The sequence below is a fragment of the Gordonia sp. L191 genome (genome assembly GCF_030077625.1).
Classification (GTDB): Bacteria; Actinomycetota; Actinomycetes; order Mycobacteriales; family Mycobacteriaceae; genus Gordonia; species Gordonia polyisoprenivorans_A.
Window position 1 is genome coordinate 2,333,308 of sequence record NZ_CP125996.1, and the last position, 19,792, is coordinate 2,353,099.

Genomic DNA, 19,792 nt, shown 5'->3' on the forward strand with positions numbered 1-19,792 from the left:
ACACACCGCTCAGCTCGCCCGGCGCAGCGTCGAGACCATCTCGGCGACGACGGCGGGACTGACCGCGTCGGGAACGCCCTGCGGAGCCGAGATGACGAAGAGCACGCACCCCTGCTGTCCGGGCACCGTCGTGGCCACCATGGAATGAATGGCGGTGGCGCCGACACAGTTCGAGGTCGCGATATCGCTCACCGATGCGACGATCTGTACCGCGGGAGCCCCGCCGACGGTGAGTTGTCGGGGTGGGCCGAGCTGCACCGTCGGGACGTGTCCGGAGTCCGAGGTATAGATGTCGGCAACCAGCGCCGCCTCCGCACGAACCGCCTTGTCGATGTCGGTGGTGTTCGATGCACCCGGCAGCCCGGAGACCGCGACCGAGTTGTCACCACAGCCGGGTGCGTCGAGGGTGGCCGCACCGGTCATGGTTCGGATCGCGCAGTAGCCGAAAGGGCCGTCGTTGCACCGCTTCTCCCAGCCGACGAGTGTGCCGCAGCTCGCCACCTTCCAGTTGGACGGGACGTCATAGGCCAGACCGCGTTTGCCTGCGACGGTGTGCCATCCGGCCGGGGTATCGGGGGCGGCGGTGGCCGGTGGACATTGCGCGGCTGCCGGAGCCGATGCCGAAGGTGAACTGGACGGCGTGGGAGTGGTGGTGCTCGGGAGTGCCGACGACGACTGCGCAGCGTTGGCGGAGGTGTCGTGATCGTCATGCGTGGAGCGCACCACCAGTACCACCGCAGCGACGGCCACGACGACGATCAGGATCACTCCCGCGGCGATGACCGCGAGTGCCTTGCCGCTGCCCCCACCGCGCGGCGGCCCGCCGGGGCCGCCCGGTGTTCCGGCGTCCCAGGCTGGTGGTTGCTGCGCCATGGGGTGGCCCGGATACGCAGCCCCCGGGTACCAATGAGGTTCGGTCGGATACCCGGGTGGTTGGTGGCCCGGCTGTTGGGAGCCCGGCTGCTGGTAGCCGGGCGGCACGAAGCCGTAGTGTCGATGATCAGGCTGCTGATTTGGGTCCGGCTGGTTGCCCGGTGTCGGATGGCTCACTGATCTCCCCCGAGGTCGCCGTGCACGGGCAGCCACGGTATCACCCGACTGAGTCAGTCGACGGCGATGCCGAGGTGCGCCGCGAAGTGCCCGGTGAGCCCGAGCGCCTGCTCGCTGTCGATGGTGCATCCCCGCAATCCGTCGAGGTGATGGATCGTGCCGATGTCGAGTCCACGTAGGTCGACGTCGGACAGTGTCGCCTGATGGACATCGAGTGTCGTCACCGTGCAGTCCTCGAAGGCCATACGTGTGACGGTGGCGTCGACGAGATCGAGGTCACCGATGATGCACCCCCGGAACAGCACGTCGCGGACGTCGCTGCCGCGGAAGTTGGCCAGCTCGATCTTCGACGAGTCGACCACCAGTGACCGAATCCGGGATTCGAAGAGATCGAGTGCGCCGATGCGGCTCGCGCCGATCTCGACCTGGCGTACAAAGCTGCGCGGCATCGACATCCGTGGCGCGTTGAGCCCCTCGAGCCGGGTCTCGACGAGTCGGGCGCCGGTCAGATCGGTGTCGTCCAGCGACACCGAGGTCAGCCGGCACCCGGACAGTTCCAACCCGCTCAGGTCACGTCCGGAGAGGTCGACGTCGGTGAGCCGGACGAGTTCGACAGTCGCATACGGTTCGAGGAGGTCGGCATCGCCCACCTCTGCGGAGGTCAGGGTCAGGGTCTCGATCTGTGGTCGTTTCGCCACGTGTGCGACGTCCTTTCCTCGGGTGGTGCAGACGAGCGTAATGCGTCCGGACGCCACCGCTTCGAGCACCGGGGCTGGATGATCGCCCGTCGACACGCCGGATTCTGTTCTTCGCGAACCCTGGATTCATGATGACAACTTCGTTAGCCTGCCGAATGGGTCGTTTTCGATGGGCCCATCCGCTTGGCCGAGAACAGTGAGAACCGAAGGGAAATCATGAAGAAGACCATGCGAATGGCAGTCGGTGTCGCCGCGGTGTCCGTGGCTGTGTTGACCGCAGCGGGCTGTGGTGACGACAACAGCGATTCGGCGACATCGTCCTCGTCGGCCGCATCATCGATGATGAGCGAGAGCAGCGCGTCCTCCTCCAGTGGTGCCCAGGCGCAGGGCGCGTCGGTCGCACTGACCGCAGCCGACAGCACGACTGTCACCCTGACCGGACCCATCGCGACGAAGTACGAGGCCGCGACCGCCAAACAGAAGACCGACCTGGGTAAGCCGAGGACAGGGGCGGACGCGTCCGGAACGGGCGCCAACGGCGTGGTGTACCAGCAGTTCGACGGAGGGGTCATCACCGCCAAGAACGCCGAGTCCGGTACGCCGGCGTACATCACGTGGGGCAAGATCCGCGACGCGTGGAATGTGCCGCGCGACGCTGCCGGTCAGCCGGCCACCGACGGGAAGGGTGGCTCGCAGGGGCCACTCGGTACCGCAACGAGCGATGAGACCGAGTCCGGCACGCTTCGGACCTCCACCTTCGAACACGGCAAGATCACCTGGGACTCCGCGACCGACAAGGTCGAGGTCACGGTGAACGGCAAGGTCGTTCCGGCCGCGTAGACCGAGCGTGGACGCTGCGCCCCGATCGGTCGAACCGATTGGGGCGCAGTCCTGTCCGCCCCGACCGTGCAAGGCTCACCCACTGGCGCCTTGGCCCGCCGGCCGGGCGCGGGTTACCGTATCGCGTGACCGGAGACGACATGGCCTCGCCGGAGCGAGCGACAACGCACCTTCCGCCGGTACCCACCGACCTACGGCTGGTGGTCACCGACATGGACGGCACACTTCTCGACGAGCACAAGCGCATCCCGGAGTCGCTGTGGCCGTTGCTCACCGAACTCGATCGCCGCGGTATCGTCTTCAGCCCGGCGAGCGGACGGCAGGCGGCAACGCTGCTCGATCAACTCGGCCACGCCCTACCCGAGATGGTGGTGATCGCGGAGAACGGTGCTGTGGTCGCGCGAGGGTCCGAAAAGCTCAGTGTCACAACACTGGACGCGGCCGCGGTACGCGATGTCCTCGATGCGGCGCAAGAACTCGCGACGGCGGGCGTCGACGTGGGTGTGGTGTTGTGCGGCCCCGAAACCGCGTTCGTCGAGCGATCCGACGAGCCCTTTCTCGCCCAGGTGCGTCCCTACTATCACTCGCATCAGATCGTTGAGGATCTCCGCGGCATCGACGGTCCCTTCGTCAAGGTCGCGATCTACGACTTCGACGACGTCGAGAAGGACACCGCGCCACGGATGACCACCATCGAGGGTGCGATGCAGGTGGTCGTCTCGGGACGCAACTGGCTCGACGTGATGGCGCCCGGGGTGGACAAGGCGGTGGCGGTGCGCGCCGTGCAGCAACGCCTCGGGATCACCCCCGCGCAGACCATGGTGTTCGGCGACTATCTCAACGATCTGGCCATGCTCGGCACCGCCGAGTATTCCTACGCCATGGCCAATGCCCATCCCGAGATCCTCTCGGCCGCAGCCCACCTCGCTCCGTCAAACGCGGAGAACGGAGTGGTCCGCACGGTGCGAGCCGCGCTCGGCCTACCCGACCTGCGGTGACACGAGCAGGTCCATCGGCATCGTCGCGTCCTGCGCTGCCGGCGGTTTTTTCACCCGGTTCGACGGACGCCGGGAGCGCTGCGGGTGGATGCTGGAAACGATGAGATCCGACCGCCCGTACCGTGACCGTGCCGACGCCGGTCGCCGATTGTGCGCGTCGTTGTCACACCTGCGCGGGCGCGCCGGTCTCGTGGTGCTGGCGTTGCCGCGCGGCGGCATCCTCGTCGGGCTACCGGTCGCCGCCGACCTCGGGTGTCCTTTCGACATCTGCCTGGTCCGCAAACTGGGGGTCCCCGGACAACCCGAGCTGGCCGCCGGTGCGATCGCCGCCGATGGGACGATCGTCACCAACGGCGAGATCATCGCGCGCACCCACACCACCGAACGCGATCTCGATGCGGTGATCGCCACGGAGACAGAAGAACTCAACCGTCGAGAGCGCGTCTATCGCGGCGGTGCGCCGATGCTGGACGTGGCGGGCGGGACGGTCGTGCTCGTCGACGACGGCGTCGCCACCGGCGCCACGATGCGTGCTGCCCTGAGCACGCTGCGGCGCCAGGGCGCGGCCGAGTTGATCGTCGCGGTCCCGGTCGGCCCCGAAGGTGTCGACCGCGACTTTCCCGAGGCCGATGTCGTGATCTGTCCGATGACCCCACAGCACTTTCGCGGCGTGGGCGGCGCGTACGACGATTTCGCCCAACTCACCGACGAGCAGGTCTGCGCGATGCTCGACGCGACGCGGCCCACTATCCGGCGGCGAGGAAATCGTCGATCTGATTGATTGCCCCCGAAGCCCCTTCGACGACGCCCATGTCCAAGACCTTCTGCAAGGCCTCGGCGGTCTCGTATCTGCTCAGGTAGGTCGCCACGGTACGTCCGCCCTTGTCGGCGAAGCTGTACTCGTTGACCGAGACCGGCAGCGAGTCCACCGGGGTGAAATCCTCGTCGGCGAATCCGTCACGGAAGGTGAATCCATGCGGCTCGTCGAGGGAATCGATGATCCAGTAACCGGCGTACTTCTCCCCCTCCGGCCCGGTCATGAAATACGTGACCCGTCCGCCTGGCGTGAAATCGTGGTCGACGAAGGTGGCCGGGTGACTCGGCGGACCCCAGATACGTTCCAGCTGACGGGGATCGGCGTAAATCTGCCAGATCCGTGACGGTGGGGCCGCGAACTCCGCGGTGATGGTCAGTGTTCGGGAATCGATGTCGTGGGTGACGTCGGTGACGGGCATGGGTCAATCCTCCTGGTGTCTGACAACTTCGGTGTCGTGTGTGTGTATTTCCCGGTCCACGGTGTCGGCGATGAGGTCGTCGATCCGCCCGATCCGGCCGCGCCAGATCTGCTCGAGGTCGGTCAGCATCGTCGCCACCGAACGCACCGCGTGCACGTCACCGGTGGCCAATTGCTCGCGACCCTGACGCCGCTTGGTCAACAGCCCTGATCGTTCGAGCACGGCAACGTGCTTTTGCACTGCGGCGAAACTCATGTCGTAGTTCGCCGCGAGCGCCGAGACCGAGTGTTCGCCGGCCAGTACCCGCCGCATGATGTCGCGGCGGGTGCGGTCGGCCAACGCGTGGAACATCGCATCGGCGCGATCCTCGTCGTCCTCGATCACGAGTCCAACATACAACCAAGTGGTTGTATGTTGTCAAGCCTTCGCGACAACTGATCGAGGTGGGACCGGACCAACACGCCGTCGTTGCGCTGTCCTCCGTCACCAGGACGGCGCCGTCGGTGATGATCGTGGACGAAGTGATCGAGAGCTGGAACCGTCGAGCGAGGTGGAGTGCGATGTCGTTGAGCGCTGGTGTCGACCGTTTCCAGCGTCGCCATCCGCTGAGCGGCTATCCCCTCGCGGTGGCGTACAAGTTCTTCGACGACCAGGGTGGTTACCTCGCGGCACTGCTCGCCTACTACGGGTTCATCTCATTGTTTCCGCTGCTGTTGCTGTTGACCACGGTCCTGGAGTTCGTTCTGCGCGACAACCCCGAACTGCGGGAGCGAATCGTGGACTCGGCGATGTCGCAGATCCCGGTGATCGGTTCCGAGCTGGGACAGCCCGGGCAGCTCAGCGGAGGAACGGTGGCGGTGACGATCGGTGTCGTCGGCGCCCTCTACGGTGGGCTCGGCGTCGCCGTGGCCATCCAGAACGCGATGAACGTCGTCTGGGCGGTGCCACGCAACGACCGACCCGATCCGATTCGCGTGCGTCTGCGCGGGATGCTGCTGCTGTCGACAGTGGGCACCGCGATCATCGGGTTGACCGTGGTCAACGGCGCAATCGCGGCCGTCGACCTCGGCACCACGGGGAAATGGCTGTCGATCGCGGGATCACTGGTGTTGACCGCGGTCCTGTTCGTGGTGGCTTTCCGCATCGGTACGGTGCGTGAGCTCGGCGTCCGAGACGTGCTGCCGGGCGCGATCGCCGCCGCGATCGGATGGCAGGCCCTGCAGAGCTTCGGCAGCATCTACGTCCAGCATGTCATCGCCAACGCGAGTGCGACGACAGGTGTGTTCGCCGTGGTGCTGGGTCTGCTCGCGTTTCTCTACATCGCGGCGATTCTCGTCGTGTTCTGCCTCGAGGCCAATGCCGTGCGGGTCGACAAGCTCTACCCACGCTCGATGCTCACCCCCTTCACCGACAACGTGGTGCTCACCTCCGGCGACAAGGCGGCCTACGCGGCCCAAGCCAAGGCGCAGCGCCACAAGGGCTTTCAGGAGATCCAGGTGAGTTTCGACAAACGTTCCGCCGACAAACGCCCCGCCGACAACCGATCCGGTGACGAGGGATCCGGAGACAACGTATCCGGCAGCCAACCATCGGGCAGCGACCCGGAAAGCTGAACGCGCACCGGCCGATCCATTCGGGCGGGTCGGCGTGACTCGGGTTGGTGTGAATCGGGTCAGCGTGACTCCGGTCAGCGTGACTCGGGATGGGGCGATTCGGCGAATTCGAGAATCACCTCCACCGCGCGGGCGGCGCTCTGACATGCGCCCTCCATGGTGGTGGTCCAATCGGTACGGGTCCAATCCCCGGCCAGCGCCAGACCGCGCACCGACGTGCGTTGCTCGGGCCGGATGTCGGCAGTCCCGGGCCGTTGGGCGAAGGTCGATTTCGGCATCCGCACCACGTGACCGTGGATCAGTTCCGCGCGCCGGGCGCCCGGGTAGTAGCGCCGCAGCATCTGCATCTGGAGGTCGGTGATGTCGGCATTGGATTTGCCGATGAGATCGTAGGCCGCCGAGACGGTGGTCGAATACAGATATCCGCGTGCCGCATCCCGGCCGTGCATCCGTTGGCGATCCCACACCTGTTCCAGGACACCCTCGCCACCGTGCAGGATCTCACCCCAATCGTCCATGGCGATCGGGCGGTCCAGGTAGAGGTTGACGCTGACGATGGGTACGGGCGTCAAATGTTGGCTCGCCGAATAGATCTCGTCGTGACCGGGTACCTGATCGAGCAGTCCGCCGATGCTCCACACCGGGACCGCGCAGATGACCGCGTCGGCCGAGAGGAACTCGCCGTCGGTGACCGTGACCCCGGTGACGGCCCCGTCGACGACCTCGACCGCCCGGACCACCGCCCGATGGCGGACCTCGACGCCGGCATCGGCGAAGACCTTCTGTGCACCGGTGACGAACAGCGTGTCGAGATCCACCGTCGGATAACCGATGGAGATCGGCGTCCGGGTCTGCCGCGCCCTGCGGATACCGGTCACCAGGAGGTCGGCGGGAACCTTGGCCGAGGAGATGTCCGGCTTGTCGCCGGTCAGCCCGATGACGATGCCGTCCCACAACGCCTCTCGCGCAGACGTGGGCATCCGGAGCCGGCGGAACCACTCGTCGGCGGTGATCTGATCGAGCCACTCGGGTTGACGCAGCGCCTGCCGGATCAGCAGCGCTTGCGCACGCGCGGTCCGGAGCCGGTCGAGTCCGCGCACACCCGGCAGATCACCAAGTGCCGCACGCAGCCCAGCGATCCCGCCGAAGGCCGAGCGGCGCGTCGCGCCACCGGGCATCCGGATCGTCATGTGGCCGGGAAAGGCCACGTGCTGACGGGTGCCGACGCTGTCGAGGTAGCGCATCAGATGCTCATAGCCACTGGCGAAGACGTGCTGACCGTTGTCCGGGACGTCATCGACCGCGGCGACCGGCATCGAGATCGTTCGTCCGCCCAGCGATCCCCGGCGTTCGAGCAGGGTCACCCGGTGTCCGGCCTCACTCAGCCACACCGACGACGCCAGTCCCGCCAATCCGCCACCGATCACCACACAATGCATGCGATGAGACTAATCGGCCGATCCGTTCCATGGGAGGAATCGGAGATTCGGGGTCACCGGCCGGCCGACTAGAGCCGGGGACAGACCGCGTCGAACGGAGCGGTCGAGGAGATCCGGGTTTCGATCCCGGCGTGGGTGAACTCCTTGGCGGTGTGAACCGCATCGAGAACGTCTGCGCCCTTGGCCAATTCGGCCGTGGTCGCCGCAGCGAAGACGCAGCCGGCACCCGACACCCGCTCCTCGCCGACCTTGGGTGCGCGCAACACGGTGACCTCCGAACCGTCATAGACCACGTCGACGGCATCGTCGCCGGGTAGGCCAACGCCGCCTTTGACGACCACCACGGCCGGACCCTGATCGGCGATCCGCCGGGCCGCTTCGGCGAGAGCGTCGATGTCGGTCAGTTCGTCCATTCCGGCCAGTGTCGCGGCCTCGAACAGGTTGGGGGTCACGACGGTGGCCAGCGGCAGGATGTGTTCGCGCAGGGCGTTGTCGGTGTCGAGCGCGGCTCCGGGTTCCTGACCCTTGCAGATCAGGACCGGGTCGACGACGACGTGTCGCCAGGGTCGGGCGCGCAAACCCTCGGCGACGGTCGTGATCGTCTCGGGAGTGCCTAACATCCCGATCTTGACGACCTCGGGTTCATGGGCAACGGTCGCCGCCTCGATCTGATCGGCGATGACCGGCGCGGCGATCGGCACGAATCGGTGTCCCCATCCGGCTTTCGGATCGAAGGAGACGATGCACGTGATGGTCCCTATTCCGTAAGTGCCCAGCTGGGCGAATGTGCGCAGATCAGCCTGCAGACCGGCGCCTCCGGTTGCCTCGGAACCTGCGATGACGTACGACACGGTGGCCACGGTGCACTCTCCCTCTGCTCGATCTCCTCCGGCGGTGCCTCCCCCAGCTTGCCAGCGCCCGCCTCCCGACGCGTGAACCAGGGTGTCGGTTGCGTCGGCGCGCATCGCACTACGCTTGGCGTCGGTTCACTACTGCCTACGTGGAGGTTTTCATGACACAGCTCGGAGTGGTCGGCGGCGGCACCATGGGTGCCGGTATCGCGGAGATCGCGATTCGCGCCGGCGATGACGTACTCGTACTCGAGCGCGACGACACCGCCGCCGATGCGGCTCGTGCCCGCATCGAGAAGTCTCTGGGCCGTGGCGTCAGCAAGGGCAAGATCTCCGAGGACGACGCCACCGCGGCACTGTCGCGGCTGACCCTGACGACCTCCGTCGGCGATTTCGCAGATCGTGAGTTGGTGATCGAAGCGCTTCCCGAAGTCGAGTCGCTCAAGGTCGGCTTCTTCGCCGAACTCGACAAGGTCACCGCGCCCGAGGCGATCCTGGCCACCAATACCTCGTCGATCCCCATCATCCGGATCGCCAAGGACGTCGCCGACCCGTCGCGCGTGGTGGGGGTCCACTTCTTCAACCCGGTTCCGGTGATGCCCCTGGTCGAGATCATCTCGAGTCTCGCGAGCTCGCCGCAGGCCATCGAGACGGTCACCGTCTACGCGCGGGATCACCTGGGAAAGCGCACGATCGCGGCGGGCGATCGCGGCGGCTTCGTCGTCAACGCACTGCTGGTCCCGTACCTGGTGAGCGCCATCCGCATGTACGAGAGCGGCTACGCCTCCAAGGAGGACATCGACGCCGGCATGGTCAACGGCTGCGCTCACCCGATGGGCCCGCTGACGTTGAGCGACACCGTCGGTCTCGACGTCATCCTCGACGTGGCCGAATCGCTCTATCAGGAGTTCCGCGAGCCGCACTTCGCGCCGCCGCCGCTGCTCTCGCGCATGGTCGAAGCCGGCTACCTCGGCAAGAAGAGCGGCAAGGGCTTCTACGACTACGCCGGCTGACCGCCTGGCTCCCCGGTGGCCAACGTCTGCGCGGTCACCGGGGGCGGTCCGGTTGTCAGTGAAGGCCGGTGTCCTTGCTGCCGTAGGCCTCACGTAAGCGCGGTTTGACGACCTTGCCGCCGGCATTGCGCGGTAGTTCGTCGACGATGACGAGATCCTTGGGCTGTTTGAAGCGGGCCAGGTTCTCGTTCAGATAGGGCTCGAGGTCGTCGAGCGTGAGGTCGTCGGCGCCCTCGGCGAGCACGACGACCGCCACCGGGACCTCGCCCCACTTCTCGTGGGCACGTCCGATGACGGCGGCCTCGGCGATCTTCTCGTGGCCGTAGAGCACGTTCTCCACCTCGGCGCAGTACACGTTCTCACCGCCCGAGATGATCATGTCCTTGGCTCGGTCGACGACGAAGAGGAAGCCGTCCTCGTCCTGACGGACGAGGTCTCCGGAGTGAAACCAGCCGCCGCGGAAGGCATCCGCGGTTGCCTGCGGGTTCTGCCAGTAGCCCTTCATCAGATTGGGTCCGCGATAGACAATCTCGCCGACCTCGCCGGGTGCCACGTCGTTCATCATCGGATCGACGATCCGGGCGGTGACCGCGGGCACCACCTTGCCGATCGACCCGATCTTGCGCAGCGCGTCCTTCCCCTCGAGGATGCACGTGACCGGCGACATCTCGGTCTGCCCGAAAGCCGTCATGTTGAGCGCCTGCGGGAACGACTCGTTCATCGCGTTGAGCACCGTGTCCGACGCGGGTGCAGCACCCCAACTAATGGTGCGCAATTTGAGGTTTCGCGGCCGGACCCGTTGAGCGGCGCACACCGCCTGCCACTGGGCGGGCACCATGAACACCGACGTCGTGCCCTCCCGTTCGAGGGTGTCGAGCATGTCGTCGGGGTCGAACGCGCCGAGCGGGTGGATCACGGCGGGCACTCCCCGGTAGAACACCGGCGCGAACGCGGCGATGCCCGCGATGTGGAAGATGGGCGGGACCACCGAGGCCACGTCGGCGTCGTAGTGGTCCTGGGCCGCGGCGATCGTCGTCACCGCCTGCGCCTGCAGGTTCTGATGGGTCAGCATGGCGCCCTTGGGTTTTCCGGTGGTACCTGAGGTGTACATGATCAACGCCACGGTGTCCTCGGGCACATCGATCTCGGGGAGATCGGCAGAGTCCTCGGCGATCAGATCGGCGTAGTCGAGGTGGTCGGGGACCTCACTGCCGCCGACGACGATCGTGTGGTCGATGCCGCCGGTGGAGGCGGCGGCCGCCTGGGTCAGGGGTGCGAGCAGGGTTTCGGTGACGATGACCCGTGCACCGCTGTCGGTGATGAGGTAGCCCACCTCGGCCGGGCTCATCCGGATGTTGACCGGCACCGGGATCGCACCGATCAGGTTGGCGCCCAACACCGCCTCGACATACTCGGCGCGGTTGAGCAGCGCCATCAGTACGCGGTCGCCGAATCCGACGCCCCGCCGGGCCAGCGCCGCACCGAAGGCCCGGGAACGCTCATCGAGTTGCTGCCAGGTGGTGGTCTGGCCCAGGAACCGCAACGCCGGTCGGTTGGGGGTCATGAAGGCATGCCTGCGGACCTGGTTGTTCCAGTGATTGCGTCGCGAACGCAGCGGTTCGGTGGTCAGGTCGGCGGTCGATTCGGTGGTCGCGGTCATACGCACTCTCCCTGTGATCATGGGTGCGCACGTTCACGCCAACTCCGCGTGCGCCCCGGTCGCGCTTGGTGTTCCTCATCACAGTAGAGCGCGGCACGGATGCTGCGGGAGCGTTCGCCCGGCTTGGTCCGACGATGGGCGTTTCGTCCGTTCCGGGGGGCGGCACCACCCTCGGAAAGTTCACAGGTTACCCTAACCTAACTCAGAGGACGGGTGGCTCGGCGTGGCATGTCCGCCACGACGCGACACCGCCACGACATCACATGGAACGGATGCGGAGATGGTGCAGCAGACCACCAGGACGTCGATGGCACGTGCGGTACTCGGGGAGGACAACTACCGCCGCGCCATTCGGGTGCTCAACGAGCGCCGGCAACGCCCGCGGGTGGGCCGGGTCCGCTTCGGTGATCTGCGCCGGACCCAACCGATCTGCCGCGAATACGGCTCGGCGCGTGGACGTCCCGTCGACAGGTACTACATCGAGAACTTCCTCGCCGAACACGGGCGACTGATCACCGGATCGGTGCTCGAGATCGGCGAGCGCACCTATACCGAGCGCTTCGGCCAGGGCGTCACCCGGTCGGACATGCTCCACGTGTCCGACGGCGCCGGCGCCACCTACGTTACCGACCTCACCGACGCGCCCGAGGTACCGAGCAACACCTACGACTGCATCATCCTCACCCAGACGCTGCAGATGATCTTCGATCTGCGCGCAACGGTGCGCACCCTGTACCGCCTCCTCGCACCGGGCGGAGTGCTGCTGTGCACGGCACCGGGCATCAGTCAGGTCGCCGACCCGGTGTGGAATTCGACGTGGTACTGGTCGTTCACCCGATTGTCGATGCAACGACTGTTCGACACGACGTTCCCGCCCGGCAACGTCGACGCGCGGGCGTTCGGAAATGTCCTGTCGGCCACCGCATTCCTCCACGGAATGGCACAGGACGAGCTGCGTCGCTCCGAGCTCGATGTGGTCGACCCGGAGTATCCGGTGATCCTCACCGTCGCCGCCCGCAAGGGAGATCTCGATCAGCGCCACCGGCCGGCAGCCGACACACCGGTCGGGCCGGCGCTGGACCTGACCGACCCGCGATACGGCTCGATCGCCGAGTTCCTCGGCGCCACCGACGCGACCTCACCCGTCGCCGACTGGGGCGCACTGACCGTGCGTGAGCTCGAGGACCGCACCACCCAGGCCCGCTCGATCGTGCTCCCCCATGTGCTCGAACACACCTGGGCGTGGCGTCGCATCCTTCGCAACGCCGTTGCCTGCACCGGCGGCCGGTTGACGGTGATGCTGTCGGTGCCACTGGGCGACAGCGAGTTACGACTCGACAACGAACAACCGATACCCACCCTGCAACTCCCGCGAGAGGAATTCCTCGCCCACTTCGACGGCATGACGGTCCGCACCGAGACCGTCGAGACCGACACCGGTGGCAGCGAGACCTGGTTCCATGTCGAGAAGTAGGGCCGCGCTCGGGGTGCTGCGCTCCCGGGTCCGACGGCATCGTCGGCGGGGTGGCATCCTGATGTACCACTGCGTCTGCGTGCAGCGGTGCGATCCGTGGGCGATCTGTGTCTCCCCCAAGGCCTTTGCCGAACACATGGAGGTCTTGGCGGCTGCGCGCGCGCCGGTCGGGCTCGACGCCTTTGCCGACGACCGCGCCTACACTTCCGACGGCGCACGCCTCGCGGTGACCTTCGACGACGGATACGCCGACAACCTCACCGCGGCCCTGCCGATCCTCGAGCGGTTCGAGATCCCGGCGACGATCTTCGTGGTCGGCAACGCCGTGGGTCGTACGCGCGAATTCTGGTGGGACGCACTGCAGCGCGCCATCCTCGATCCACCCGCGCTACCCGAACAATTGCGGTGGACCTTCGGCGGCGCACCCCGGTGCTTCGTCGTGAACGAGAGTCCGGACGACGCAGCACGACTCGAGGGGTGGCGGGCCGACGCCGCCCCACCGGTGACCGCGCGGCAAAAGCTGTTCCGCACGCTGTGGGACGCGATCGTGCTTCTCGAGCCCGCAGCACAGGGCGATGCGGTCGACGCCCTTCTGCAGTGGTCCGGGGCGCCGGTGCAGCCACCGGTCGCCGCACGTCTGCCGGTCACCGCCGAACAACTCGCCGAACTCGCCGCCCATCCCCTGATCGGCCTCGGTAGCCATACCCTCGACCACGTCTCGCTCACCGACGCCGACCCGTCCCGTCAGCACGCACAGATCACCGGCGGTCATCGGATGGTGGAAGAACTCCGTGGCGGTCCGGCGGCCCACTTCGCCTATCCGTTCGGCCGACTCGACGCGAGCGCGCGGGATATCGTGCGCGACAGTGGGATCGCCGTCGGCTGCACGAGCGTGTCGATGCCCGCGACCGACGGCGACAACCGTCACGCGCTCCCCCGTCTGCACGCCACCGAGATGGACGGCGACGGATTCGCCCGATGGCTTCGCGACGATCACCATCTGCTCAGGACTCGGTAGCCCGCGGCTACCGGATGACGGCTACCGGATGACGAAGTCGTCCCAGCGATCGGCGAGGTAGTCGACGAATCGCGGACCGACCGATTCCGCCGTCAGATGGTCGACGTGCACCGGCGTCGACACCGCGCGGTAGTCGGCGTCGGCGATGGCCTGGCGTGCGAAATCGTGATGCAGGATCGCGCCGGTACCGATCAGGACGAAATCGGCTCCACGGGAGAGGCATTCGCTCGCGCCGGCGGCATCGAGGATCTTCCCGGCCACCCCGAGTCGGGTGGAGCCGCGGTCGAGGTCGGTGAAGTAGTCGATCAGTCGGCGATCCTGATGATGAGGCTCGTAGGGGTGTTTGAATGCGTCCCAGAGCGACATGTCGAGGTAGTCGAGCGCGCCATCGGCGAGGACCTCACCGGCCAGCGCCCGCGCCTCGTCGAGAACGATGCCGTAGCGCTCGGGCGAGAGCCGCAGTCCGAGTTGGAAATCCGGCCCGGTGGCCGCGCGGATGCCGTCGATGATCTCGTGGATGATCCGGAAACGGTTCGACGCGCCGCCGCCGTAGCGATCGGTCCGCTCGTTGTGGCGGGAGTCGAGGAACTGCGCGAGGAGATAGCCGTGTGCGCCATGGATTTCGGCGCCGTGGAATCCGGCGCGCTCGGCGCGGACCGCTGCGGAGACGAAGTCACCGACGATCCGTTCGACACCGTCGGTCGACAGCGAGGAGGCGCCCTTCTCGGAGTCGTCCCACGGCGCGACGGCCGGTAGTCCCGACAGCGCCGGGTCCGCGCGGCGCCCACCGTGCTGCAACTGAATCGATGCCACCGCGCCGGCGTCGGAGATCGCCGCGGCCAGCCGCGTCAGCCCGGGCAGGTGGGCGTCGTCGGAGACCCCGAGCTGGCCGGGAAACGATTGCCCGTCACCGCTGACGTAGGCGGCGCACGTCATGACCATCCCGAATCCGCCGTCGGCACGCCGCACCAGCCAACGGAATTCGTCGTCGGACAGGGTTCCGTCGTCGTTGCTCTGCAGATTGGTCAGTGGCGCCAGCGCGAGCCGGTTCTTCCACGATGGGCCGTGGGAAAAGCTCAGCGGGCTGCCGAGGTCGGTCATCACTACATCCTTTGCGGGCGTCGGCACGGTCAGCAGAACCCTACCCGGCACACCGGATCGCCCCGGATCGGCCGAGTCCGATCACCGCGACACCCAGCCGTGCCAGAATCGGGCCATGAGTGAGCACACATATCGCGTCGTCGAAGTTGTCGGTTCCTCGTCGGAGGGTTCGGACGCGGCGATCGCCAACGCCATCGCCCGGGTGTCGCAGACGACCCGCAACGTCGAATGGTTCGAGGTCGTCGACACCCGTGGACATGTCGTCGACGGTGCGGTCGCGCACACGCAGGTGACGCTGAAGGTCGGCTTCCGCATCGACGACGCCGACTGAGTTCGGCTGCGGATCGGTGACCGAACGGATCGACTGCGCGGTCATCGGCGCCGGGGTGGTGGGACTGGCGGTGGCCCGCCGCCTCGCCCTCGCAGGTCGCGACGTGGTGGTCTTCGAGGCCGAGGATTCGATTGGGACACAGACCAGTTCGCGCAACTCCGAGGTCATCCACGCCGGCATCTACTACCCCACCGGAACCCGCAAGGCCCGCTGGTGCGTGGCCGGTCGCGATGCGCTCTACCGATACTGCCGGGATCGGGGCGTGGCACATGAGCGGCTCGGCAAGCTGATCGTGGCGACCACTGCGGACCAGGAGCCGGAGCTGCAACGGATCGCCGCACAGGCATACGCCAACGGTGTCACCGACCTGCGTCGCGTCGACGGCTCCGAACTCGCCGATCTCGAGCCCGCCCTCCATGCGTGCGCCGGTCTCCTCTCTCCGTCCACCGGGATCGTCGACGCCCACGGACTCATGCGGGCGTTGCGCATCGACGCCGAGCAGGCCGGTGCGGCGGTGGTGGTCCACAGCCCGGTGCTCGCCGGATCGATCGGCGCCGACGGCTCGCTGTCGCTGGACATCGACGGATCCGGCGACGTGCGCTGCGATGCGGTCGTGAATTGCGCGGGGCTGCGCGCGTGGGACGTCGCCGCATCACTGACCGGTTTCGCGCAGGAGTTCGTGCCGGCGAGGTATCTCGCGAAGGGCAACTACTACTCACTGGCACACGGGTCGGTGCCGTTCGGCAGACTCATCTACCCGGTTCCGGTGGACGGCGGTCTCGGCGTACATCTCACGCTCGATCTCGGTGGCCGGGCCCGGTTCGGGCCCGACGTCGAATGGATCGACGAGGTCGACTACGGCGTCGATGCGACGCGGGTCGGTGAGTTCGAGAGCGCGATACGTCGGTACTGGCCCGAACTCGCCGACGGTGCACTTCAACCGGACTACTGCGGTATCCGACCCAAGGTCACCGGGCCCGCCCACGCTGCCGGGGATTTCGTGTTCCAGTCCGCAGCCGACCACGGTGTGCCCGGCCTGATCAACCTGTTCGGAATCGAATCACCCGGCCTGACCTCGTGCCTGGCGATCGCCGACGAGGTCGCCGCGATGCTCTGACGCCCGGAGCCGGCGCAGTCGCGGTGTCCGGGAGCTTGTCCGGGAGTTCAGGCGCGGGCGAGGATCTCCCCGTGCGGGATGACGAGCCAACCGTCGGGGTGCGCCGCCCACTGCAGCCAGGCCGCGGCGATCTCGTCGAGGTCCGACGGGGTGGCCAACCCACGCTCGACGGCCATCCGCCCGACATCGGAGTGGATTCGCTGCGCCCACATCTCGCCCCAGCTCGCCCGTTCGGCAGGAGTGGCATAGCACCACACCGACGCCGACGGCGTGACCTCGGTGAAACCCGCTTCGTGGACCCACGCGAGCAGGTGTCGACCGGCGTCGGGCTCGGCGCCGTTGCCGTGGGCCACGGCGCGGTAGAGATCGAGCCAGGCATCGAGGCGCTCGTCGGCCGGCCACCAGTGAAACCCCGCGTAGTCGGCGTCGCGGACGGCCACCACCCCGCCCGGCCGGGTGACCCGACGCATCTCCCGCAGCACTGCGACCGGATCGGACACATGCTGCAGAACCTGGTGGGCGTGCGTGACGTCGACGCTGTCGTCGGCGTCGGAGAGCCGGTACGCGTCGTCCACCGCGAACTCGACCGCCACGCCGCGCTCGGCCGCGAGCTCGCGTGCCCGACCCAGCGGCGCGTCGGTGATCTCGACGCCGCGAACACGTCCGGGGGCCACGAGTTCGGCCAGATCGACGGTGATGCTGCCCGGTCCGCACCCGACGTCGAGCAGGTCGAGCCCGGGCCGCAGGAGCGGTATCAGGTAGGCGGCCGAACTCGCCACGGTGCGGGCCGCGTGGCTGGACACCACCACCGACGCGTGCCCATGGGTGTAGACGTCGCGGGGCCGATCGGCGTCGGTCATCGGTTTCACTCCTCCGTGAAGTCAGCAGGTCGTGTGATTCTCGTCGCATGATGCGTTCGCCTGTGACGTGACGGTAACCCGGACCGGGGTCGTAAGCTCGGAACTGGCCCGGACCCGAGGGCCGTGGGCACCGTGGCTGCACCGAACGCGTCAACACGCGCCGATGTCGCCCGCCCGCGATACTGGTACCGCCCGGACAACACGAATCCGGGCGCTGCGTGACCACGACTGGAGAGTAAGGCAGATATGAGCGCGGAGAAACCGACCATCATCTACACGCTGACCGATGAAGCGCCCATGCTGGCGACGCACGCTTTTCTCCCGATCATCAGGACATTCGCCGACGCCGCCGACATCAACGTCGAGACCTCCGACATCTCCGTTGCTGCCCGCGTGCTGGCCGAGTTCTCCGATTACCTGACCGACGAACAGAAGGTTCCCGACAACCTCGCCGAACTCGGCAAGCTGACCCAGGATCCCGACACCAACATCATCAAGCTCCCCAACATCAGCGCGTCGGTGCCGCAGCTGACCGCCGCCATCAAGGAACTGCAGGACAAGGGCTACAAGATCCCCGACTTCCCGGGGAACCCGAAGACCGACGAAGAGCACGCGATCCGGGACCGCTACACCAAGTGCCTCGGCAGTGCGGTCAATCCCGTTCTGCGCGAAGGTAACTCGGACCGCCGGGCACCGAAGGCGGTCAAGGAGTACGCGCGCAAGCATCCGCACAGCATGGGCGAGTGGTCGATGGCCTCGCGCACGCACGTGGCGCACATGCGTCACGGCGACTTCTATCACGGCGAGAAGTCGATGACCCTCGACGCCGACCGCGACGTGAAGATGGAGCTGATCACCGCAGCCGGCGAGACGATCGTGCTCAAGCCGAAGGTGCATCTCGATGCCGGTGACGTCATCGACAGCATGTTCATGAGCAAGAAGGCGCTCATCGAGTTCTACGAGGAGCAGATGGAGGACGCCTACAAGACCGGCGTCATGTTCTCCCTGCACGTCAAGGCCACCATGATGCGAGTCAGTCACCCGATCGTGTTCGGTCACGCGGTCCGCACGTTCTACAAGGAGGCGTTCGCCAAGCACGGCGAGCTCTTCGACGAGCTGGGTGTCAACGTCAACAACGGCCTCTCCGATCTGTATTCGAAGATCGAGTCGTTGCCGGCGTCGAAGAAGGAAGAGATCATCGACGATCTGCATGCATGCCACGAGCATCGCCCGGAGCTCGCGATGGTCGACTCGGCACGCGGCATCTCCAACTTCCACTCCCCCAGCGACGTCATCGTCGATGCGTCCATGCCGGCCATGATCCGCGCCGGCGGCAAGATGTACGGCGCCGACGGCCGGCCCAAGGACACCAAGGCCGTCAATCCCGAGTCGACCTTCTCCCGCATCTATCAGGAGATGATCAACTTCTGTAAGACCAACGGGCAGTTCGATCCCACCACCATGGGCACCGTGCCCAACGTCGGTCTGATGGCGCAGAAGGCCGAGGAGTACGGGTCGCACGACAAGACCTTCGAGATCCCGACCGACGGCGTCGCCAACATCACCGATCTCGCAACCGGCGAGGTGCTGCTGTCGCAGGACGTCGAAGAGGGCGACATCTTCCGCATGTGCATCGTCAAGGACGCGCCGATCCGCGACTGGGTCAAGCTCGCCGTCACCCGTTGCCGGGAATCCGGTATGCCGGTGGTCTTCTGGCTCGATCCCTACCGTCCGCACGAGAACGAACTGATCACCAAGGTGCACACCTACCTGAAGGATCACGACACCGAGGGCCTCGACATCCAGATCATGTCGCAGGTGCGGGCCATCCGATACACGATGGAACGTCTGATCCGCGGCCTCGACACCATCTCCGCGACCGGCAACATCCTGCGCGACTACCTCACCGACCTCTTCCCGATCCTGGAGCTCGGTACGAGCGCCAAGATGCTCTCGATCGTGCCGTTGATGGCCGGCGGCGGGCTCTACGAGACCGGTGCGGGTGGCTCGGCGCCCAAGCACGTCAAGCAGCTGATCGAGGAGAACCACCTGCGGTGGGATTCGCTCGGCGAGTTCCTGGCGCTTGCGGTGAGTCTCGAGGATCTCGGCCGCAAGAACGACAACCCGAAGGCGGAGGTGCTGGCCAAGGCGCTCGACGCCGCGACCGGCAAGTTGTTGGAGAACAACAAGGGTCCCTCCCGCAGCACCGGTGAACTCGACAACCGCGGTAGCCAGTTCTACCTCGCGCTGTACTGGGCGAAGGCACTGGCGGAGCAGACCGACGACGCGGAGCTGGCGAAATACTTTGCGCCGCTTGCCAAGACGCTCGAGGAGAACGAGCAGACCATCGTCACCGAGCTCAATGACGCCCAGGGCACCGCGGTCGACATCGGCGGTTACTACGCCCCTGACAACGACCTCACCGACAAGGTGATGCGCCCGAGCGCCACACTGAACTCGGCTCTGGAGTCCGTGCGCGGCTGAGGCCTCACGA

At 66.8% G+C, this 19,792-nt stretch carries 19 protein-coding genes; 10 read left to right on the top strand and 9 right to left on the bottom strand.

The window, feature by feature from the left end; genetic code table 11:
- Window positions 1-9 precede the first annotated feature (9 nt).
- Together QNM97_RS10585 and QNM97_RS10590 are read right to left on the bottom strand one after the other, a co-directional pair.
- A complete protein-coding gene (locus tag QNM97_RS10585) occupies window positions 10-1,050 on the bottom strand; it encodes a DUF8017 domain-containing protein (protein ID WP_283822684.1) in 1,041 nt (346 codons plus the stop codon).
- 53 nt (window positions 1,051-1,103) lie between these two features.
- Window positions 1,104-1,748, bottom strand: coding sequence for a pentapeptide repeat-containing protein (locus QNM97_RS10590; protein ID WP_283822685.1), 645 nt, complete (start codon window positions 1,746-1,748; stop codon window positions 1,104-1,106).
- 216 nt (window positions 1,749-1,964) lie between these two features.
- Between QNM97_RS10590 and QNM97_RS10595 the strand changes: the two genes are divergently transcribed.
- The 3 genes from QNM97_RS10595 (at window position 1,965) to QNM97_RS10605 (ending at window position 4,367) form a co-directional block, all read left to right on the top strand.
- Window positions 1,965-2,588 (top strand): LGFP repeat-containing protein, encoded by a 624-nt coding sequence (locus tag QNM97_RS10595; RefSeq protein WP_283822686.1) that lies wholly within the window; start codon window positions 1,965-1,967, stop codon window positions 2,586-2,588.
- A gap of 125 nt (window positions 2,589-2,713) precedes the next feature.
- On the top strand, window positions 2,714-3,586 hold the full coding sequence (locus QNM97_RS10600) for a Cof-type HAD-IIB family hydrolase (protein WP_283822687.1): 873 nt from the start codon (window positions 2,714-2,716) through the stop codon (window positions 3,584-3,586).
- A gap of 88 nt (window positions 3,587-3,674) precedes the next feature.
- Window positions 3,675-4,367 (top strand): phosphoribosyltransferase, encoded by a 693-nt coding sequence (locus tag QNM97_RS10605; protein WP_283822688.1) that lies wholly within the window; start codon window positions 3,675-3,677, stop codon window positions 4,365-4,367.
- Here QNM97_RS10605 and QNM97_RS10610 read toward each other — a convergent pair.
- Window positions 4,333-4,821 (bottom strand): SRPBCC family protein, encoded by a 489-nt coding sequence (locus QNM97_RS10610; protein WP_208791292.1) that lies wholly within the window; start codon window positions 4,819-4,821, stop codon window positions 4,333-4,335. The two genes, QNM97_RS10605 and QNM97_RS10610, sit on opposite strands and share 35 nt — an antisense overlap.
- A gap of 3 nt (window positions 4,822-4,824) precedes the next feature.
- Window positions 4,825-5,205 (bottom strand): ArsR/SmtB family transcription factor, encoded by a 381-nt coding sequence (locus QNM97_RS10615; RefSeq protein ID WP_283822689.1) that lies wholly within the window; start codon window positions 5,203-5,205, stop codon window positions 4,825-4,827.
- Between the two features lie 176 nt (window positions 5,206-5,381).
- On the opposite strand from QNM97_RS10615, the gene QNM97_RS10620 reads away from it, so the two are divergent.
- Window positions 5,382-6,434 carry a YihY/virulence factor BrkB family protein gene (locus QNM97_RS10620; RefSeq protein ID WP_208791290.1) on the top strand — a complete coding sequence of 351 codons (1,053 nt, stop codon included), beginning with the start codon at window positions 5,382-5,384 and terminating at the stop codon, window positions 6,432-6,434.
- Window positions 6,435-6,508: 74 nt separating this feature from the next.
- On the opposite strand, the gene QNM97_RS10625 is transcribed toward QNM97_RS10620, so the two are convergent.
- Window positions 6,509-7,873 carry a hydroxysqualene dehydroxylase gene (locus QNM97_RS10625; RefSeq protein ID WP_283822690.1) on the bottom strand — a complete coding sequence of 455 codons (1,365 nt, stop codon included), beginning with the start codon at window positions 7,871-7,873 and terminating at the stop codon, window positions 6,509-6,511.
- 68 nt (window positions 7,874-7,941) lie between these two features.
- Complete coding sequence (locus tag QNM97_RS10630) at window positions 7,942-8,733, bottom strand: PfkB family carbohydrate kinase (protein ID WP_283822691.1); 792 nt, start codon at window positions 8,731-8,733, stop codon at window positions 7,942-7,944.
- A gap of 152 nt (window positions 8,734-8,885) precedes the next feature.
- Here QNM97_RS10630 and QNM97_RS10635 point away from each other — a divergent pair, with 152 nt between their 5' ends.
- Window positions 8,886-9,737 carry a 3-hydroxybutyryl-CoA dehydrogenase gene (locus tag QNM97_RS10635; RefSeq protein WP_283822692.1) on the top strand — a complete coding sequence of 284 codons (852 nt, stop codon included), beginning with the start codon at window positions 8,886-8,888 and terminating at the stop codon, window positions 9,735-9,737.
- 55 nt (window positions 9,738-9,792) lie between these two features.
- On the opposite strand, the gene fadD5 is transcribed toward QNM97_RS10635, so the two are convergent.
- Window positions 9,793-11,397 (bottom strand): fatty-acid--CoA ligase FadD5, encoded by a 1,605-nt coding sequence (gene fadD5, locus QNM97_RS10640; protein WP_283822693.1) that lies wholly within the window; start codon window positions 11,395-11,397, stop codon window positions 9,793-9,795.
- Window positions 11,398-11,677: 280 nt separating this feature from the next.
- Between fadD5 and QNM97_RS10645 the strand changes: the two genes are divergently transcribed.
- Both QNM97_RS10645 and QNM97_RS10650 read left to right on the top strand, forming a co-directional pair.
- On the top strand, window positions 11,678-12,871 hold the full coding sequence (locus QNM97_RS10645; protein ID WP_283822694.1) for a methyltransferase domain-containing protein: 1,194 nt from the start codon (window positions 11,678-11,680) through the stop codon (window positions 12,869-12,871).
- Window positions 12,858-13,889 (top strand): polysaccharide deacetylase family protein, encoded by a 1,032-nt coding sequence (locus QNM97_RS10650; protein ID WP_283822695.1) that lies wholly within the window; start codon window positions 12,858-12,860, stop codon window positions 13,887-13,889. Before QNM97_RS10645 ends, QNM97_RS10650 begins: the two co-directional genes overlap by 14 nt.
- A gap of 21 nt (window positions 13,890-13,910) precedes the next feature.
- Here the strand turns inward: QNM97_RS10650 and QNM97_RS10655 are convergent, their stop codons facing one another.
- Window positions 13,911-14,990, bottom strand: coding sequence for an NADH:flavin oxidoreductase (locus QNM97_RS10655; RefSeq protein WP_283822696.1), 1,080 nt, complete (start codon window positions 14,988-14,990; stop codon window positions 13,911-13,913).
- A 115-nt stretch (window positions 14,991-15,105) separates the two neighbouring features.
- On the opposite strand from QNM97_RS10655, the gene QNM97_RS10660 reads away from it, so the two are divergent.
- Window positions 15,106-15,321, top strand: coding sequence for a dodecin (locus QNM97_RS10660; RefSeq protein WP_208791284.1), 216 nt, complete (start codon window positions 15,106-15,108; stop codon window positions 15,319-15,321).
- 16 nt (window positions 15,322-15,337) lie between these two features.
- Window positions 15,338-16,438 carry an NAD(P)/FAD-dependent oxidoreductase gene (locus QNM97_RS10665; RefSeq protein WP_283822697.1) on the top strand — a complete coding sequence of 367 codons (1,101 nt, stop codon included), beginning with the start codon at window positions 15,338-15,340 and terminating at the stop codon, window positions 16,436-16,438.
- Between the two features lie 47 nt (window positions 16,439-16,485).
- On the opposite strand, the gene QNM97_RS10670 is transcribed toward QNM97_RS10665, so the two are convergent.
- Window positions 16,486-17,298: a methyltransferase domain-containing protein gene (locus tag QNM97_RS10670; protein WP_283822698.1), complete on the bottom strand. Its 813-nt coding sequence runs from the start codon at window positions 17,296-17,298 to the stop codon at window positions 16,486-16,488.
- Window positions 17,299-17,544: 246 nt separating this feature from the next.
- On the opposite strand from QNM97_RS10670, the gene QNM97_RS10675 reads away from it, so the two are divergent.
- Entirely contained in the window at window positions 17,545-19,782 is a 2,238-nt protein-coding gene (locus QNM97_RS10675; RefSeq protein ID WP_208791281.1) for an NADP-dependent isocitrate dehydrogenase, read from the top strand.
- The last annotated feature ends 10 nt before the right edge of the window (window positions 19,783-19,792 follow it).

Bases quoted from the DNA above. Each gene is read 5' to 3' on its own strand.
- QNM97_RS10645 (WP_283822694.1), top strand. From the start codon at position 11,678: ATGGTGCAGCAGACCACCAGGACGTCGATGGCACGTGCGGTACTCGGG.
- QNM97_RS10605 (WP_283822688.1), top strand. From the start codon at position 3,675: ATGCTGGAAACGATGAGATCCGACCGCCCGTACCGTGACCGTGCCGAC.
- QNM97_RS10650 (WP_283822695.1), top strand. From the start codon at position 12,858: ATGTCGAGAAGTAGGGCCGCGCTCGGGGTGCTGCGCTCCCGGGTCCGA.
- QNM97_RS10670 (WP_283822698.1), bottom strand. From the start codon at position 17,298: ATGACCGACGCCGATCGGCCCCGCGACGTCTACACCCATGGGCACGCG.
- QNM97_RS10595 (WP_283822686.1), top strand. From the start codon at position 1,965: ATGAAGAAGACCATGCGAATGGCAGTCGGTGTCGCCGCGGTGTCCGTG.
- QNM97_RS10610 (WP_208791292.1), bottom strand. From the start codon at position 4,821: ATGCCCGTCACCGACGTCACCCACGACATCGATTCCCGAACACTGACC.
- QNM97_RS10635 (WP_283822692.1), top strand. From the start codon at position 8,886: ATGACACAGCTCGGAGTGGTCGGCGGCGGCACCATGGGTGCCGGTATC.
- QNM97_RS10625 (WP_283822690.1), bottom strand. From the start codon at position 7,873: ATGCATTGTGTGGTGATCGGTGGCGGATTGGCGGGACTGGCGTCGTCG.
- fadD5 (WP_283822693.1), bottom strand. From the start codon at position 11,397: ATGACCGCGACCACCGAATCGACCGCCGACCTGACCACCGAACCGCTG.
- QNM97_RS10675 (WP_208791281.1), top strand. From the start codon at position 17,545: ATGAGCGCGGAGAAACCGACCATCATCTACACGCTGACCGATGAAGCG.
- QNM97_RS10620 (WP_208791290.1), top strand. From the start codon at position 5,382: ATGTCGTTGAGCGCTGGTGTCGACCGTTTCCAGCGTCGCCATCCGCTG.
- QNM97_RS10660 (WP_208791284.1), top strand. From the start codon at position 15,106: ATGAGTGAGCACACATATCGCGTCGTCGAAGTTGTCGGTTCCTCGTCG.
- QNM97_RS10655 (WP_283822696.1), bottom strand. From the start codon at position 14,990: ATGACCGACCTCGGCAGCCCGCTGAGCTTTTCCCACGGCCCATCGTGG.